12 protein-coding genes are annotated in these 17,486 nt (G+C 45.4%); 1 reads left to right on the top strand and 11 read right to left on the bottom strand.

Annotation, left to right across the window (positions count from 1 at the left end; translation table 11 throughout):
- Nucleotides 1-80 precede the first annotated feature (80 nt).
- Genes nagA through AB5916_RS11555 form a run of 3 tightly spaced genes read right to left on the bottom strand, consistent with a single transcriptional unit; the run spans nt 81 to nt 4,305 of the window.
- Complete coding sequence (nagA, locus tag AB5916_RS11565; RefSeq protein ID WP_368190940.1) at nt 81-1,184, bottom strand: N-acetylglucosamine-6-phosphate deacetylase; 1,104 nt, start codon at nt 1,182-1,184, stop codon at nt 81-83.
- Nucleotides 1,184-2,470, bottom strand: coding sequence for a trigger factor (gene tig / locus AB5916_RS11560; protein ID WP_368190938.1), 1,287 nt, complete (start codon nt 2,468-2,470; stop codon nt 1,184-1,186). Before tig ends, nagA begins: the two co-directional genes overlap by 1 nt.
- 53 nt (nt 2,471-2,523) lie before the next feature.
- The gene (locus AB5916_RS11555; RefSeq protein WP_368190937.1) at nt 2,524-4,305 is read right to left on the bottom strand and encodes a polysaccharide deacetylase family protein; all 1,782 of its coding nucleotides are present in this window, start codon (nt 4,303-4,305) and stop codon (nt 2,524-2,526) included.
- A 229-nt stretch (nt 4,306-4,534) separates the two neighbouring features.
- Here AB5916_RS11555 and AB5916_RS11550 point away from each other — a divergent pair, with 229 nt between their 5' ends.
- A complete protein-coding gene (locus tag AB5916_RS11550; protein ID WP_158420878.1) occupies nt 4,535-5,089 on the top strand; it encodes a hypothetical protein in 555 nt (184 codons plus the stop codon).
- 155 nt (nt 5,090-5,244) lie between these two features.
- Here the strand turns inward: AB5916_RS11550 and AB5916_RS11545 are convergent, their stop codons facing one another.
- The 8 genes from AB5916_RS11545 to ispE form a co-directional block, all read right to left on the bottom strand.
- Nucleotides 5,245-5,688, bottom strand: a complete 444-nt coding sequence (locus tag AB5916_RS11545; protein WP_158420887.1) for a DUF1934 domain-containing protein — start codon at nt 5,686-5,688, stop codon at nt 5,245-5,247.
- 130 nt (nt 5,689-5,818) lie between these two features.
- Entirely contained in the window at nt 5,819-6,640 is an 822-nt protein-coding gene (murI, locus tag AB5916_RS11540) for a glutamate racemase (RefSeq protein ID WP_158420879.1), read from the bottom strand.
- Nucleotides 6,641-6,799: 159 nt separating this feature from the next.
- Entirely contained in the window at nt 6,800-11,965 is a 5,166-nt protein-coding gene (locus tag AB5916_RS11535) for a hypothetical protein (protein ID WP_368190934.1), read from the bottom strand.
- A gap of 273 nt (nt 11,966-12,238) precedes the next feature.
- Nucleotides 12,239-12,493, bottom strand: coding sequence for a hypothetical protein (locus tag AB5916_RS11530; RefSeq protein ID WP_368190933.1), 255 nt, complete (start codon nt 12,491-12,493; stop codon nt 12,239-12,241).
- A gap of 25 nt (nt 12,494-12,518) precedes the next feature.
- Entirely contained in the window at nt 12,519-14,228 is a 1,710-nt protein-coding gene (locus tag AB5916_RS11525) for a GerAB/ArcD/ProY family transporter (RefSeq protein WP_368190932.1), read from the bottom strand.
- On the bottom strand, nt 14,228-15,757 hold the full coding sequence (locus AB5916_RS11520) for a spore germination protein (protein ID WP_368190930.1): 1,530 nt from the start codon (nt 15,755-15,757) through the stop codon (nt 14,228-14,230). Before AB5916_RS11520 ends, AB5916_RS11525 begins: the two co-directional genes overlap by 1 nt.
- A gap of 129 nt (nt 15,758-15,886) precedes the next feature.
- On the bottom strand, nt 15,887-16,561 hold the full coding sequence (locus tag AB5916_RS11515; RefSeq protein WP_158421745.1) for a GntR family transcriptional regulator: 675 nt from the start codon (nt 16,559-16,561) through the stop codon (nt 15,887-15,889).
- On the bottom strand, nt 16,551-17,432 hold the full coding sequence (gene ispE, locus AB5916_RS11510; protein WP_368190928.1) for a 4-(cytidine 5'-diphospho)-2-C-methyl-D-erythritol kinase: 882 nt from the start codon (nt 17,430-17,432) through the stop codon (nt 16,551-16,553). The genes AB5916_RS11515 and ispE overlap by 11 nt, the downstream gene beginning before the upstream one ends.
- Nucleotides 17,433-17,486 lie beyond the last annotated feature (54 nt).

Below are 17,486 nucleotides of genomic sequence, written 5' to 3'. Positions count from 1 at the left end.
CCAATAACCCCACTCTTAACTATGATTAACCGATTGTATGATTATTCGCATATGGCAGGATTAACATCCCACTTCTATACTCATATTACCTGAATAAGATCCAATTCCGGTGTTACCAGAAGAAGATCTGCTTCCTTTCCAATTGTTACTGATCCGGTTCTGTGATAGATCCCTATACTCTTTGCCGGATTCCTGGTTGCTGCAAAAATAACATCCTTCAACGGAATCCCAAAAGATACTGCCTTCTTCATACAGTCAAAAAGATTGGTCGCAGAGCCGGCAATCGTGCCGTCCTGCAAGAGTGCCTTTTTATTCTGTACCTGTACCAGCTGGCCGCCCAGATGGTAAGTACCATCTTCCATTCCGGCTGCCATCATGGAATCGCTGATCAGGATCATCCTCTCAGATCCAAACATATGAAATGCTGCTCTCACTACTGAGGGATGTACATGTATCCCATCACAGATAAGCTCTGCCATACATTCAGGATCATCAAGGGCCGCGCCGATCAGCCCTGGTGCCCTGTGTCCCAAAGGCTCCATAGCATTAAACAGATGGGTCACATGATGTGCTCCCTGTTGCATGGCTGCCCTGGCTGTATCATAATCTGCTGATGTATGTCCAAGGGAAATACATACCTGATCATGAAATTCCCGGATAAACTCCATTGCCCCTTCTGTATTGGGTGCAAGGGTCATAATACGGATCCGTCCGCCGGAATACCTGTTCAGCCTGTTAAATAGTTCAGGATCTGGCTTTAGGATGTAGCTTTCCTTGTGCGCACCCTTCCTGACAGGATCAAGGAAAGGTCCCTCCATATTGATTCCCTGAACGGTTGCCCCTTCCCGGTATTCTCCCAGACTGCGGATGTTGATAAAAATATCCTTCAGACTATCCTCTGGCAATGTCATGGATGTTGGACAGCAGGATGTGATCCCGTGCTGCCTTTCATATCTCAGAATAGCCTTCAGTCCCTCCATATCTCCGTCACAATAATCATGTCCGCAGGCTCCATGGGTATGGATATCTATCAGTCCCGGCAGAACAAGCAATCCCTCCCCATCAATTACAGTGCAGTCCGTCAGCTGCTCCTGGCCGGATACGATCCTGTGTCCTTCAATATACAGTTCCTGTCTGCGGAAACTTCCGTCCTCCTGGAACACCATCCCGCCCTGAATGATCATCACTGAGCCTCCGTACTGTCTGCACCTGTTGCATCTGTATCTGCTGTGTCTGTTGTCTCCGTATTTGCCGTATCTGCACCTGTTGCTTCTGCTTCTGTTGTCTCCGTATTTGCTGCATCTGCACCTGTTGCTTCTGCATCCGTAGCTGCTTCTGTCTGCTCCACATTGGCATTGGCTACCAGGAAATCTTCGATACGCAGCAGTCCAATCGTCTCATCCACTGCTGCCTGTCCGTAAGTATCAATCAATACAGCCATATCTCCTGCACCTGACTGCTGCAGGATCTGATCCTGAATAGCCAGACATTCCTCATCATCCAATGCAATGCCCTCGGCATCCATAATCTTCTGGACGATCAGATTCTGTTTTACCTTCTGCTGTGCATAATACTGACACTGGCTGTTAAAATCTTCGGTAGTCAGTCCCTGAGACTCTACAAACTCTTCCAGCTTCATCCCTGCCTGATCTGCATACTTCTGTACCAGACGTTTGTACTCTGCAGAAGCCTCATCCATATCCGCTTGCGGGTATTCCTTAACCTCAGAATTGGAAAATACCTGTGACCATGCCTGAGTCTTCAAAGCCTGATCCGCATTTGTTACAGCCTCTGCTTCCAGCTGGGTACGCACCCCTGCCTTGTATTCTTCCATATTGGCATAATCGGTATTATCAGTCACCCACTCATCTGTAAACTCAGGTGCTCTCCGAAAGCTCTGCAAAGTGATCTGGAATACAGCATCCTGCCCTGCCAGATCTGTCTGTCTGTAGTTCTCCGGAAATGTAACTTCAACATCCTTGGTGTCACCTTTCTTCATACCGATAATACCTTCTTCAAAGCCTGGGATCATGGTGCCGTCTCCGATGGTCAGATCATAATTGTTCCCTGATCCGCCTTCAAAAGCCACTCCGTCTTTCTTGCCTACAAAATTAATGGTAACTGCATCTCCATCCTGGACAGTCGCTCCCTTCTGGGTAACTTCCTTCATATTGTCCTTCAGATTCTCTGTAACACGGTTGTCCACATCTTCCTCTGTAACCTGCACATTACTTTTCGTCAGGACGATTCCCTTATATTCACCCAGTGTAATATATTTATCTATATCATCTACAGAGACCAGACGGGTGTCTGAGTCCTGGCTGCTCTTGTTCATATCTGTATCCTGTGTTGTATCGGTCTTTGTGTCCTCTGTCTTTGTCCTGTCTGCGTTACCGCTTCCATTATTTTCGCAGCCAGCAGCCAATATCAGACACATGGCAAGTACTGCCACACATGTTTTTCGTTTCATTTTCTGTCTTCCTTTCTCCTGTTTATGCCATCTTTATAATGATCCCCCCGGCATCAGCCCATAGGTGGTACCGGCGTGGGTCTTGAAGGATCAAACACAGCAGATGTATCAAACAGATCTGACAGCATCTCCGGATTGTAGTACATCCTGTACCCATCCACATTCCTGCGGCCCATACGGAAATAACCGTCTCTGATCTGTACAAAATATCTGCTAGAGTCCACATTACAGTAATAGTTATAACCCTGTGACTTCAGATATTCAAACTTCTCATCTCCAGTATAATCGCCGCCATCATTAATATCTGCGCCAAATGCAAAGATAATAATATCTGTACCGCCAATCAGCGGATCCACATTCTCCTTAAAATTCTGCGTATCTGTCACAAGCCGTTCCATGGATACACTGGACATATTCTTATGTCCCCAGGTATGACTGGCAAAAATCCAACCCTCAGCTTTCATAGCATCTGCTACTGCCTTTGCTCCTGCACGCTCTGTATCCAGATTAAAATCCGGATGTGCATCCAACCAGGCTTTCTTATCATCATTCAGATCATCCGGTCTGGTCTGATAACTGATATCTGTACGGTATCCAAGAATCCCGTTATATCCAGTAAGTGCAACAATGCCTTTGGCTCCATGATAGGAAAAATCCGGATGCGCTTCAACAAAACGGTCGATCAGGGGAACCACATCATAATCCCCCACAGAGATACTCCCGTCATCCTCCACGTATTCATTCCGAACCCTGCCATCTCCATCTACTACCAGTTTTGTAGCGATCCCGTCTCCATCCTGCGAATGATAATAACACACATCATCCTGTGAAAGCACAAACGGGATTTTCCCTTCCGGCAAATGCACCTCTTTTCCCTGCATCACACCATTCTCATCCATCTGGGCAAGGTCATAAATGCTCACCATCACATAACCTTTGTCATACATGGTCTGGGTGATCTGGTTAAACTCACTCATAGTAGTCATGACCTGGTCGTAACCGCCCTGTTTGTAATCTCCATCAAATGCCTTTGATGGATCTACGATCAAAGAATGATAAAAGATATGTGTTACCTGCTCAGGGCTCCATACCACACAGGCATCCTTTGTCTGCTGATAACCTGCAGCAGCCTGTTGCATATCAGGGTTGCTTCCGTAAGCAGCATCATTCTGAAGAAGGCTGATCGCCTGGTCATAGTCATACTGAACTGCACAGTTCTCTGCCTGAGCCAATACCTGCTGGATTCGCTCTGCCTCTGCAGCTGCCGCCGGATCCGGGATTGGTGTAAGCTCTTCTGTCACCTCTGGTGTAGACGTAACTCCCTCTGTCACCTCTGGTGTAGGCGTAGCTTCCTCTGTCACCTCCGGTGTAGGTGTAGCTTCTTCTGTCACCTCCGGCGTTGGTGTAGCTTCTTCTGTCACCTCTGGCGTTGGTGTGATTCCTGTCACTGCCGCCACATCAATATCTTTCTTATTATCTGTGCTGTTCTTATTACCGGTCGTCTTAATTCCATTTGTCACAGCCGTCCGGATCCTGCCAAACTGCTTCCCGATATCCTTACGGAATAGAATCCCTCCGCAGGTAAACAGTACCAATATAGCAAGAACCGATCCAAGAATCCTGTTCCGCTTTCTTCTCTTTCTGCGAAGCAGGATCCGCTCATGCCGTTCCTGTCTGCGTGCTTCATAATAAGCCGCTTCAGCCTTCTCATCTGTATCCGTTTCCCCGGAATCAGCCAAACTGTCTCCCCAGAATCCTGGCTTCTCTTCTTCAGGAAGCTGCAGTTCGTCCTTAATCTCCCTGCTGTCCTCCTGTTCCGGCTTCATCTCCCTCATTCAATATACTCCTTTTTCTTCATGGACGATACAAAAGCATCCGTCCAAAAAGTTTTTCTTATCTGTATGATTCCCAATATCGTATTTTTTATTATAACCGTTTATTCTCCTAAATTCTACATTCCTATTCCGTTTTAATTTTATTTTAATAATTGCGTTTTACCTCAAACAATGTTAAAATAAACTCTGCGTGAGTATTATTACAAATTACACACAGGAGGATGCGTATATGAGTACAGTAACTATCGTCCTTCTTGTCATTCTGGTTGTTCTGGTAGGCTTGTTGATCGGCTTGTATTTTTTCGGAAAAAAGACCCAGAAGAAGCAAGAGGAGCAGCAGGCACAGATCGAAGCTTCCAAACAGACGGTTTCCATGTTGGTCATCGACAAAAAACGGTTGCCGCTGAAGCAGTCCGGTCTTCCACAGATGGTCATTGACCAGACTCCAAAGCTTCTGCGCCGTTCCAAACTGCCGATCGTAAAAGCAAAAGTCGGCCCGAAGATTTCTATCCTGATCGCAGATGAGAAGGTTTTTGACCTGATCCCAGTAAAGAAAGAGATCAAGGCAGAAGTCAGCGGATTATATATTGTAGGTGTTAAGGGTATCCATGGTACTCTGGAGGCTCCAGTCAAGAAGAAAAAAGGCTTTTTTGCCCGCTTCAAAAAAGACAAAGCTCCGGAAGTCCAGTCACAGCCAAAGCAGTCCGGCAAATCCGCAAAAAATACCAAAACTGCTGCAGCTAATACCAATACAACCGACAAGAAAAACAAGAAAAAGAAATAAACCGTATTTCGGCACTATATGAAATGTCTACACGCTGCGTAGACATTTTGAACAAGCTAAAGCCGTATACAAAAACCTGTATACACAGACCTGCTTCCCAGGCTGTATATACAGGTTTTTTTTTGGATCCGGATTACCCGGATCTTCAATATCTTCTATAAAGCAAAATGATCGTTCTTTTCTTCTACCAGAATAGAAAGACAGCAGTCCGCCACATAACCCTCATTCATTTCCAGGGCATAGTCTACTTTCATATCCAGGCATCCTTCTTTTTCTTTAAATTCCAGATTCGTAGCAGCGATCCCCATCTGCAGAGTGCCAAAGGGTGTGGTATAAAAAGCCACATTCTTCTTTCCCTGTTCAAAGACCATATGGGTATTCACCAGGCCTTTCTTACGCACCTCCATCCCCTTAGGGGAGATCTTGATATAATTTACTGTTGGTTTATTGCTGTCATCCAACATTTCTTCATATCGCACATAATGGCTGCCATTGCGGAAATAATGTTCCCCCGGAACCACGATCTCTACCGGTTCCTCCTGTCCATCTCCTTCCATCATATGCAATCCGCTTACATGCACCAGCACCTGTTTTTCCATGTTATGTTCATTTCCTTTTCTGTTCAAGAATGCCTCGGCATTACACCGGAGCCGGCCTTTTGGATATGCATCCTGCTCCTGTGTTATAATTCTCTGTTTTTGTTATGTCCCTGTTCTTATGCCGGTCCTTTTAGTATTTCTCTATGTCGATCTTCTTTGTCATAGACACATCATAGGGCAGGATGGAATTTGCAAATCCTGTAAATTTGTCTGCCAGATCGCTGACGAAAAATCTATAAGGAAAATCCTCCTGGATTGTTCCTGCACTGAGCATATCTTTTTCTTTCAAAAGCCGTCCCAGCTCCAACGCTGTCTCATAGGCAGGATTCACAAGGCGTACACCATCTCCCATCACCTGTGCGATGGTGGATCTCAGCAATGGATAATGGGTACAGCCAAGGATCAGTGTATCAATGTTCTCTTTTTTCAGATCCTCCAGATACCTTTCGGCTACCTGGGTGGTTACAGGATCATGGGTCCACCCTTCTTCTGCTAAAGGTACAAACAGCGGGCAGGGCCGGCCGATCACTGTGATCTTCGGATCCAGCTTTTTCAGATATTTTGCATGGATCCCACTGCCAATGGTACCTTCTGTGCCGATTACACCAATGCGGTGATTCCTGGTCACTGAAGCAGCTACCTTTGCACCGGCCTCGATCACTCCAATCACCGGAATATCCTGCTCTGCCTTTACAGTATCCAGTGCAAAGGCACTGGCTGTATTGCAGGCTATGACAATAGCCTTTACCTGCTGTTCCTTTAGGAAATGGATGATCTGCCTGGAATATCTGACGATCGTCTCCTTTGATTTACTTCCATATGGAACTCTGGCTGTATCACCAAAATATACGATTTTCTCCGAAGGAAGATTACGCATGATCTCTCTTGCCACAGTCAACCCGCCTATCCCGGAATCAAATACTCCAACAGGGGCATCTCTATCTATCTTCATTATTAATTCTCCGTTCTCATGGATTCAGGGCAGAATTTGTCCCCTGCATCTTAGGATTGTTGAATCATTTTACCACCAAATCAGCCCAAGTGCAAGACAGGCCGCCCTTGAGCATGAACCAGAAAGATCCTGCCCATGTAAACGGAAAGACCCTGCTCCTTATTTAACGGTTACTTTGATCTTACAGGTTTTCTTCCCTGATTTTACTGTGATCACTGCAGTACCGGCCTTTTTACCTGTGATCACTCCATTTTTAGCAGCCTGGGCAACCTTCTTGTTGGAGGAAGTATATGTTGCCTTCTGAAGACTTGTCACAGGTGCAACTGTTGCCTGCAGCTTCAACTTCTTGTTCCTTCCAAGCTTTACGCTCTTTGCAACCTTCTTGCCTGTAGCAGCATTGGTAACTGTCAAAGCAGTAGTCTTTACTGCCTTTTTCTGTACCTTTACCTTAAACCATACAGAATATCCGCTTTTCAGTTTCACTGTAATCACTGCAGTACCGGCTGCCTTGCCTGTGATCTTCCCTTTATTACTTACTGCTGCAACCTTTGGTTTGCTGCTAACAAAACGGTCAACACTGTCGCCCTTTGCCAGACCACTTACCTTCACAGTATAAGACTGTTTTACCTTCAGAGGAACCGTTTTCTTTGCCCCAACAGACATGGTAAGTGTTGCCGGCAGTGCAGGAATTTCCTGTACGTTCAGTTCTTTCTGGCATACCGTACATTTCTGTACCTTCTTTCCTGCCACAAGAGCAGTTGCCTCCTGAACCACTGTCCATTCTCCTGCCTGATGGTTACCTGTTGCAGGAATCACTGTCTGGGTCGTTTCAGCACAGGTTGCACACTTAAGAACCTTGTATCCATTCTCACTGCAGGTAGCAGCCTTGCCTCCGATTTCCACTGTATAGCTGTGGTTTCCAGTTGCAGGGATCACTGCCTCTACCGGTGTGTTACACTTAATACATGTAGTCTTTTTCAGACCTGCCTCTTTACAAGTTGGCTCCTTTACAGTAACCCATCCGTTTTCATTTGGCACATGAGCTGTACAAATATCACTGTCCTGATTTTCTTCAGTAAAGATATAATCACTAAGAGAACTGATAAGGAAAGTAACGGTCATGTCCTCTTCCTCATAATCAAATGGCAGTTCTTCCCTTGTTCCATCCCCCAGTACGTGGATCAGCTTCATATTATCTGGATCCATTCCATCCGGGATCGGCATTGTTACACGGATTGGTGCAGATGGCTGGATGTTTTCTTTTCCTTCCACTACCTGGTTATTATTTTTTGTATCCACTACAGACAGCTTAATACTAAGTACCAGACTGTTACCTGGTGTATAACCGTAAGTATTACCTGATTCCTTTACTGTCAGCTTGGCTGCCAGTACCTGATCCTGGCTGGTTCCGGCAGACGCAGCATCCAAAGCAGTAAGCGCTGCTCCTGTAACCTGGATCTTGCCTACCTTATCTGTTACATCTGTAACGGTATCTGTAACATTCTCATTGGCCATTATTGCCAGCTTCTCTGATATTGGAAGAACATTATTCAAGTTGCCTCTGGAAGCCAGTTCTTCATTGTCAATGGAAATGAGGTCTTTTACAGAATCATTGATGCGTTCCTTCTGCTCTTCTGTTAATTCCTTTGTATCTTCATCAATGTTTTCCAGAATTTCTTCCAGCGTACTGTCGATTTCATCCATCTTATCCCCTATTTGGTCTTCTGACTGATATTCATGAATGTTGACAGTTCCAATATCTGTGCAGATCAAATGCTGGTCATCCGGATCAATTCCTACAACAAATCCCCCGTTAAACCCAACATAATAGGTGATCCCCTCTGTCAGGTTATATCTTACAGTACAATCGGAAGTGTTCACTATTTCCCGCTGAGCTACAGGCTTTTCGCCTTCCATAGCATAGATAACCGGCCGCAGTGCCGGATCAAACACATACGCACCTGTGTGATCCGGTGTGAAGGTATACCAGGCATTACGATACTGTAATGGATTTTTTATATTTTCGTTGGTGCCCATTTTTAAAGTGCCAAGAACCATCTGATCTACAGGCAATACCTGGATCATGCAGTCTTCTTCATTTTCGATGGTCAGCTGATCAAAGGTATTGACATAAATCACTGCTTTATAAGTTCCTGCAGGATAGTGTGCGGAAGAATCTGTATCCACACTGACTTTCTGCGGCCACAGATCATAGCTGTTGCCTGATATATCCTGATTATCCTCATTGGTGCGGATCTCTACATCCTCTGTTGTGCCATCCTGATATGTAACATGTAAGATACCAAACAGATAGAACATATCTATATACTCAGCTATCTTGTTTTCCAGTTTCCACTCTATAGAAGCCTTTTTCACTTCTTTCAGGTATGTGATCTTCAGATTGAAAACATTGGTATACATCTCATCGCTTTCATCGTCATAACCAAGAAATACCCTGCCGCTAAAGCCAACATAATAGGTTGTACCCTGCTTTAGATTGTAGGTTTTATACCCTTCTGCATTCATTTCCGGAGCGAGCAGATCCTCAAAGTCATCCAGAAACTGGAAGACACTTACTGTGCCCATTTTAGCATCTTCATCTTCTGTATTAATCCCAAGTTTGAATTTCCCGGATGCCGGTGCTGTAAATCTGTACCAGCAATATTTACCTGCAGGGCTGTTCACTCCATTATTGATCCCTACCTTAAGCTCTGCAAGCTGTGAAACTGCTTTCACCTGGAAGGTGTATGTCTGATCCATGGTTGTGATCTGCTTTCCATTGCAGCTTATAAGGATCTTATAGGTTCCTGCCCCCAGGCTGTTCCCAGGTGCCACTTCTATGCCATCTTCCACATCACATCTTTGCAGCTTATAGGTATAAACATATCCATAATCTTCGTCAACTGCTTCCTTCTTATTCCAACCATCAAAAGTAAATTCTTTCTCAACATCATTTTCATAATGAACCGTGAATGTACCACTCAAATACACATCGTCCAGTCGCTCTGTATAGTTCATTTCGCCAAACTCCAGGCTAGCAGACTGAATCGCCGGTGCATCCTCTTTCTTCGTGATGGTAAGATCACATACTGTCTCGGTCACATCCATCCAGTCATATCCCAGGCCTATGTAATAGGTTTTATTTCCTTCAAGGGTATAAACCTGATCTCCATCATCGGTTTTTCCCCAGACAAGATCCGTGTAATCATTTCCATAATCTTCACGGACTACAGAAGAAACCTCTTTGCTGCCATGGATCACATAATTTCCTGCATCCTTTGTTGTAAAACGATACCATACACATTCCTGATTGTTACCGCTGGTCTTATTATATTTTACTTCTTTATTTACTCCTTCATGAAGCTCTGTCAGCTCATCCAGTGCACTTACATGAATAGTATATTCTTTGTCTAGGGGCAGGGGCTTGTCATTACATTTTACGATCAGTTTGTAAGTACCTGCAGGCAAAAAAGCACCCATCGCATACTCTTCTCCCTCTTCGTCTAAAATATCCTGGAAGTATTTGCTGTATTTATTTCCAAGAGAGTCTGTCCTTTCATCAAAACCCAGATCCTCTGTAGTTCCGTCACTGAATATAACATGAAGAACACTTTCTGACTGCAAGGTATTGGACCAGCGTTCTGTAAACTCTGTACGATACAAGGTTGTGCTTGCAGACTGCACATGGGGAACCAGTTTAATCTGCAGGTCTGCCTTATTTGCATATTTAGGATACCCATTCTCATCAATACCTGTGTACAGATGGTCAGAAAATTTCAGATAATAAGTAGTTCCTGCTTTCAGCTCATAAGTCCGTCCAAGCCCGGTATCCTTATTATCATCCTCTGAAACAGCGCTCAGTGCATCACTGTTCGCATAACTGGAAGAATCCTCTTTTTCCGGATAAACCCAGCTGTTGATGGACATAGGATATATTTTGTATGTACCGTCTTTTCCAGGAGTAAACTGATACCAGTAGTTCCTTCCTGAACAGCCCTCTATATCTGCATTGGAACCGGACTGCAAAGTACGTACTTCCTTTAATGGGATCACCCGGATATCATATCCATTCTTCTGGCCCACATTCTGGTCGTTACAGGTAAAGTATATTTTGTATTCTCCTGCTTCCAGCTCAACTTCGCCTCTAGACATACCATCATTTGTTATGATATACTCTGAAAAATTATTTCCATATTCGTCATACACACTGCCGCCATTATACTCAAGGTCATAAGATGTTCCGTTATCATAATTTATATGTACCTTTGCACCCCCGAAAGAGACCGCATCCTGATTCGCCACAAAGTCCTTCTGCACATTTGTATCATCTACTTCAACAGCAGAAATCCCCGGAGTCTGATAGATTTTCATCTGGGAAGCCGTATTTGATGCATGATACCCGTCATCATCATAAATACTAATGTTACCTCTAAAGTTCACATAATATATTTTCCCCGCTGTCATCGGATAAGCAACGCTGGTAAATTCATGAGGGTGTGTAAACAGCCGGTCAACTCCGGTAAGACTGTCACCATTCTCCTCTATCACATCTACATAATCCCCCACTGGTTCAAAAACATAAATACCTGTTTGGGGAGCTGTGATCTGATACCAGGAATCCCTTCCGTCTGCCGGACTTGCAATATCATGATTCTCATCACCCACAGTAAGCTTTGGTGCTTCACTTCTGGCCTTTATAGTAATGGGACAGATCCCCTCTTTCACTGTAACATCCGGTCTTCCCTTCCCACGGATATCTTTGCCTGTAAGAACCAGGTCATATGTACCTGCAGCCAACATACCACTTACCGGCTGTCCATCTTTTTCATAAGTATAGGTCCACTGATATCCCTTATCATTATCTTCAACTGTAGAGCTGTACTGGTTAAATGTGAGCGTTGTTGTAAAACCATCCCCGTAAGTAATATGCAGCACCGCACCTACGATCCTGCATGGATCAGTAAGATGTTCATAAAATTCAGTCTGTGCATGAAGCATATCTATAGACACAGATGCTACCTGGTCTGCGTCCACCTGACCATCAGCCAGGACAGGATCTGTCCCCTGGACAGTGGCTCCATCTGAAAAATCAGAGAGCTGATCTGCCTCTGCTTCCGGCTCCTCTGCCACATCCTCAACAACTTCGCTTTCCAGATCCTGTGCATCCTTTACTTCCGGTTCTGCAAAGTCATTTTCTGCTTCCACATCTGTGAAAACACTCTCTTCTCCTATGCTTTCTGCAAATACAGATGCAGGTGCAGAAGTCACCAGCATTGCAGCCGTTAAAAGCACGGAACATACTCGTGATATCAAACGATTTTTCATGTTGTTCCTCTCCCTCTTGTGATTATTATTATTTTAATTGTATTGAAAAGATAAATATATGTCAATAAAATCCATCATAAAACCCTATATAAATTCCATAAACCACAACATAAAAAGTAACAAAATCCCATATAAACTCTATAAAACTCCATAAACCCCAACACAAAAGTCGCAAAATTTCACAAAAACCCACATGCCTTCCCCTGGTATAATCATGATTTTGGTGTTAAAACACCAAAATCATGATTATACGGATTGTTCCGTGCTTTGCACTTACAGATTCTTTATAAATTCCACAATCCAAAAGACATATTGAGGCTGTGTATCCTCCACATCCTGCTCCTCTTTCCATTCTTCCGCCGGAATCCTGCAAAAATCAGGGTACAAAAGCCCCCACCATGCCACTATACTGTGAGGCTTTTGTGTATTTCCCATATCCGCTGTATTTCCTGTAAATCCCACTGCCAGAAGACCTGACAGCAGGGAAAGACACAGCCGGGTGCTTTTTCTCCTTAACCACTTTCTCACCTTTTGTACCTCCTGTTTCTTTCCCTTAAGTATTCCCTGTTTTTTCCTGTTTATTCTGCCCTGGAAAATCCACATGGATCTGCTCTCCTTCCACACGGATCACCGGTAGCTTCTGTAGTTCTTTTCCTGTATAAAAATCATAATAAATGTCCCGCAAAGTGATCCCATCAGGTCTTCTGTCCCACTGGTTATTTTCCATGATCCCCTGTACCCATTCTCCGAGAGAGCTTTCTGTACCGGACCTCCAGCTTACAGCCCTCTGTCCGTTTTCTGCCTGAAATACGTAAATATTTTCCCCTACATAAAGCTCCTGCCGCAGATAATCTGCCAGGTGCCTCCAGTTTTCCCTTTCCAGCATGGAATTACCAAGCACCAGGATCTGCAGATGTCCCAGATCTAGATATTTTCCCTGTGACCTGCGATAGACCTGCTCTATTTCAGAAAAGCTGCTACCTGAAACAGTCAGACTGCCCACGCCTTCCTCTCCTGCCTTATCCTGCCCGGTAGCCCGCATCATATCCGGCATTCCATATGTGAAAACATAATTCTTTTTTTCATCCAGATCTACGCCTAAGGCCAACGGATAAATTCTTTTTTCAGGCTCAACACCTCCGCATCCCCCTGCAAATAAACACATACTCAAAACCATTCCCGCAGCTGCCAGACCTTTTTTCTTCCATTTTCCTCGGTTCCGCACCATCAGGAATATCTGCAGAAGCAATAGCCCGGGAAGGAAAACATACTCCAAATAGGGCTCAAAAATCTGCCCGATACCAAGCCCCTTTACTTTCGTCAGGGAAACAGCATAAGCAGCACCTGCCAGCCAGTATCTGCCAGTTCCAAGCCTGGCATTTTTCAGGATCTGATCACCGTAATGAAGAAGACTTCCTATAGAAAATAAAAGCCCAAACACCAGGATTCCCATCCAGATCACATCAAATCTCGCCAGCACATTGCCCGGCAGATTGGCACCTGCCAAAAGAGGCAGCACCGGATATTCCTCCTGCAAAACCCTGTTCCATCCAAAAACAGCGGGCAGAAGCAGCTCCATTCCCACAAGTATCCCGCCCAGAGTCAATATCCCACAGGCCAGGACTTTTCCGCTGCTGCCCTGCTTTTCCACGCAAGGCAGGGAAAAAGGCAAAAGTCCGATCCCTGAAAAAGCACACAACTGAATATAAAATCCATCTTTAAACTCCAGACCTGCTGCAACAGAATCCTCTATCATCTGTACAAGATAATCCTTCCTTCCCTGAAATGCGGTCAGTACCATAAGAAGAATAACTGCTGCCAAATACAGGCCACCGCTTGCTCCTGCCATGCGCCCCCGTCTTTGCATCCCTTTATGGGTGCCCATAGCACACACCAGCACTGCAAGAAAAGCGATCCATTTTCCGCTGATCTGGTTTGTCAGGCTCTCCGGTACGATCACTGCAAGCATATGCAGCAGATATCCGCAGGTTAAGATCACATATACTGACAAAAACAAGGCGATCACAATGCCTCCCCCTGTCCCTGCATATTTTTTCAGATTTGTGCAAAAAGGTGCCAGCCGGATGAGAAATACCAGATAAAGGAACAACAGGATCACCGCTGCTGCCGTACCCAGGATCCCCCAGATTCCTGCAGGTCTTCCTTTTCCAAAAAGTCCCAGAAGTAACGGGGATGTAAACGTAAGCAGGATCTGGAAGTAAAGCTGTTTGTGAGAAATCCTGTTATTTTCTTCCATTTTCATTACTGTTTTCTCCTTTTCAGCCGGATTCTTTCTTTTCTGCTGGCAAACACAGGCCTGTACCTGCGAAGCCGAAATGGTATCCGGAAAATGCCGTCCCCTACTCCCTGGGCTTTGTTCTTCCTGGTAAACGCACCAAGGTAAGGAAATCCAAAGCTTAAAAGCCCCGCCAGATGAGAGATTACCATGTAGATCCCCAGCACCATCCCGTAAATACCCAGATAGCCGCCAAGAAACAGGAAAAAATATTTAATAAGCCGAAAAGCAGACGTAAATTCTTCATTTGGAATTGCCAGTGAACCAAGAGCAGTAATCGCTACGATCATTACCACGATGGGACTTACCAGATTGGCCTCCACTGCTGCAGATCCTATGATCAGGCCGCCTACGATCCCCATGGCATTTCCCAGTGTTCCCGGTATGTGTACCCCTGCCTCCCGGATCAGTTCAAACCCCAGCTCCAGAAACAAAAGCTCGGCCACACTGGAAAAAGGCACGCCTTCCCTTGCCTGTGCAAAAGACAGGATCAGATTGGCCGGCAGAACCTGGGTATGGAACCGGATCACAGCCAGATAAAGTCCTGGAAGCAGTGTGGCGGCCAGCATTGCCAGATACCGCATGATCCGCAGAAATGAAGCCATCTCAAACCGGTTATACCAGTCCTCGCTGCTTTCCATAAAGCCTGAAAAAGTTCCCGGAAAGATTAAAGCAAAAGGGGAATTGTCACAAAGCAGTACTACTTTTCCGTTTAAAATCTCCTGTGCCGCCCGATCCGGCCGCTCTGTAGTCTGATATTGGGGAAAGGGTGAAATCCAGGAATCTTCTGTTAGCTGCTCCAGCATGCCGCTGTCCAGGATCCCATCCACCTGAAAGGCTTCCATCCGCTCCCGTATCTCATCCAGAAGCTCTTCCCGTACCAGATCCTCCATAAAAAGCATATGGATCAGGGTATTGGAACGAACACCCATATAATGCTCTTCCACCTTCATTCTGGTATCCCGCAGCCTTTTTCTTACCAGTGCAGAATTGATCTTTACACTATCAGAAAATCCTTCCTTGGATCCTCTTAGTACCTTTTCCGTTTCCGTTTCAGACACGCCCATACCAGGATAGCCGCTGCTTGAGATCTTCATTGCCTGATCAAATCCATCCAGGAAAAACACCGCATTCCCTGCCAGCAGTGCTGCAAAAACTTCCTGCATTGTAGAAAGTTTCCCTGCTGATGCAATGCCAAGGCTGTTGTTCTTCACAAATTCCCGGATCTGTTCCGGAGGAATTTCCCAGAAGTGATTGATCATTTTTCCAAGTGCCGAATCCTCCAGCATCATATTGGCGGTTGCCACTTCCAGATAAACCATCAGGCAGTCTGCTTTCCGCTCTTTTCCCAGCCGCATAGGACGTATCACAATATCTCCGCAGTTTTCACACCGTTTCCTTATATAAGCCTCGTTTTCCCTCAGACTTACCGAAACCTTTTTCTCCTCTTCCGTTTTGCTGTTATTCTTATCCACCGCCATTCCTCCATAAAACATAAAAAAAGAGAGACTTTTACATCTCTCTTAGAATTTCCAGATATTTGGGTTTTATGCAGGAACATCAGCGGATCTATATCTTTAATAAAGCAGATCCACCTGTACTAGTACGGTGAAAGCAACTGCAGATCACTCTTCTGTCTGAATGGAAGAAATGATCCCCTTGCGCTGGTTCTCCAGATGCTGGTAGGAAAGCTCCCTGGCCTGTCCCACATTACGTTCCCGGATCGCCTGTGTGATCTCCTCATGCTCCTTTACAAGAAGATTCCTCGTTTCTTCTTCCTTCAGATATTCTACCCGGTAGCGGTAGATCTGTTCCCGAAGATTGTTCAGTACCTGGATCAGCCTTTTATTGTCAGAGGCCTGATAAATGATCTCATGAAAAGCCACGTCAGCCTCTGCCATCTTCACCAGATTCCCCTCTGCCGTAGTCTGCTCAAAAGCCTTGGCAGCCGCCCACAGCTTCTCAATATCCTCTTCAGTCATACGGGCGCATGCCTTCTCAATGGCCATATTCTCAAGAACGATACGTACCTCCAGCACATCATTCAGATCCTTCTCTGTAATGTTAGCAACCTGTGCACCTCTTCTTGGGATCATAACTACAAGCCCCTCCAGCTCCAGCTTACGCATAGCCTCCCTGATAGGAGTCCGGCTGACTCCCAGCCTCTCTGCCAGTGCGATCTCCATCAATCTCTCCCCTGGCTTCAGCTCACCTTTCAGGATTGCCTGCCTAAGGGTATTAAAAACAACTTCCCGCAGAGGAAGGTACTCATTCATATCTGCCGAAAAATCACTTGTCATTGGTAGTTCCTCCATTCCGGTTGTATACTTCTGTAGCAAATACTACTTTTGCCAGATGGCTGTCCCGCAAAGCTGCTGCTGCCTTTTCCATCTGGGCTGCATCCTGAAAAATGCCGAATACAGTAGGACCACTGCCGCTCATCATAGCTTTCATGGCCCCATACTCTTCCATCAGTCTGCGGATATCCCCGATCACAGGATACCGCTTCTGGATACCTGGCTCAAATACATTCCCCATCCTGGATACTATCCCGGTGAGATCCCCAGCCTGGATATCACGGATCATACCATCAATATCCGGATGTACCGAAACGGAAGTCAGGTCCAGACTTTCATATGCCATCTTGGTAGATACACTTACCGAGGGCTTGCCAATAAGAACATAGCATCTGGGAAGAGCAGGTAATGAAGTCAATCGTTCCCCGATCCCTTCTGCCAGGGCTGTGCCCCTCATGATACAATAGGGCACATCTGCACCAATCTGTACACTTCGCTCCATCAGCTCTCGGTCTGTAAGCCCCAGCTGAAACAGCCGGTTCACTCCTATCATGGCTGTTGCTGCATCAGAACTGCCCCCGGCCATCCCTGCTGCCACAGGAATAAATTTCTCCAGCTTAATGGAAAGCCCTTCCTGAACTTCGAACTCATCCATCAGCAGCTTAGCTGCTTTATATGCAAGATTCCGCTCATCTGTAGGCACATAGGGCACATTGGATGTAAGGCTGATGCCTGATGTTTTCTTTTTCTTTATTTCCAGCAGATCATACATCTGAATGGTCTGCATGATCATTTTTACTTCATGATATCCATCAGACCGCTTCCCCAGAATATCTAATCCAAGATTAATCTTCGCATATGCACGTAATCGCATAAAATCCCCCACATCTTTTGTACTTTGTATACAATCCATTTTAAATGAGTTTTG

Origin of the sequence: Blautia sp. 1033sp1_1033st1_G9_1033SCRN_220408, assembly GCF_040929965.1 — a bacterium.
Taxonomy (GTDB): Bacteria; Bacillota; Clostridia; order Lachnospirales; family Lachnospiraceae; genus Blautia_A; species Blautia_A ammoniilytica.
The sequence above is the reverse complement of the archived record's forward strand: the minus strand, read 5'-3'. Positions and strand labels throughout refer to the sequence as shown.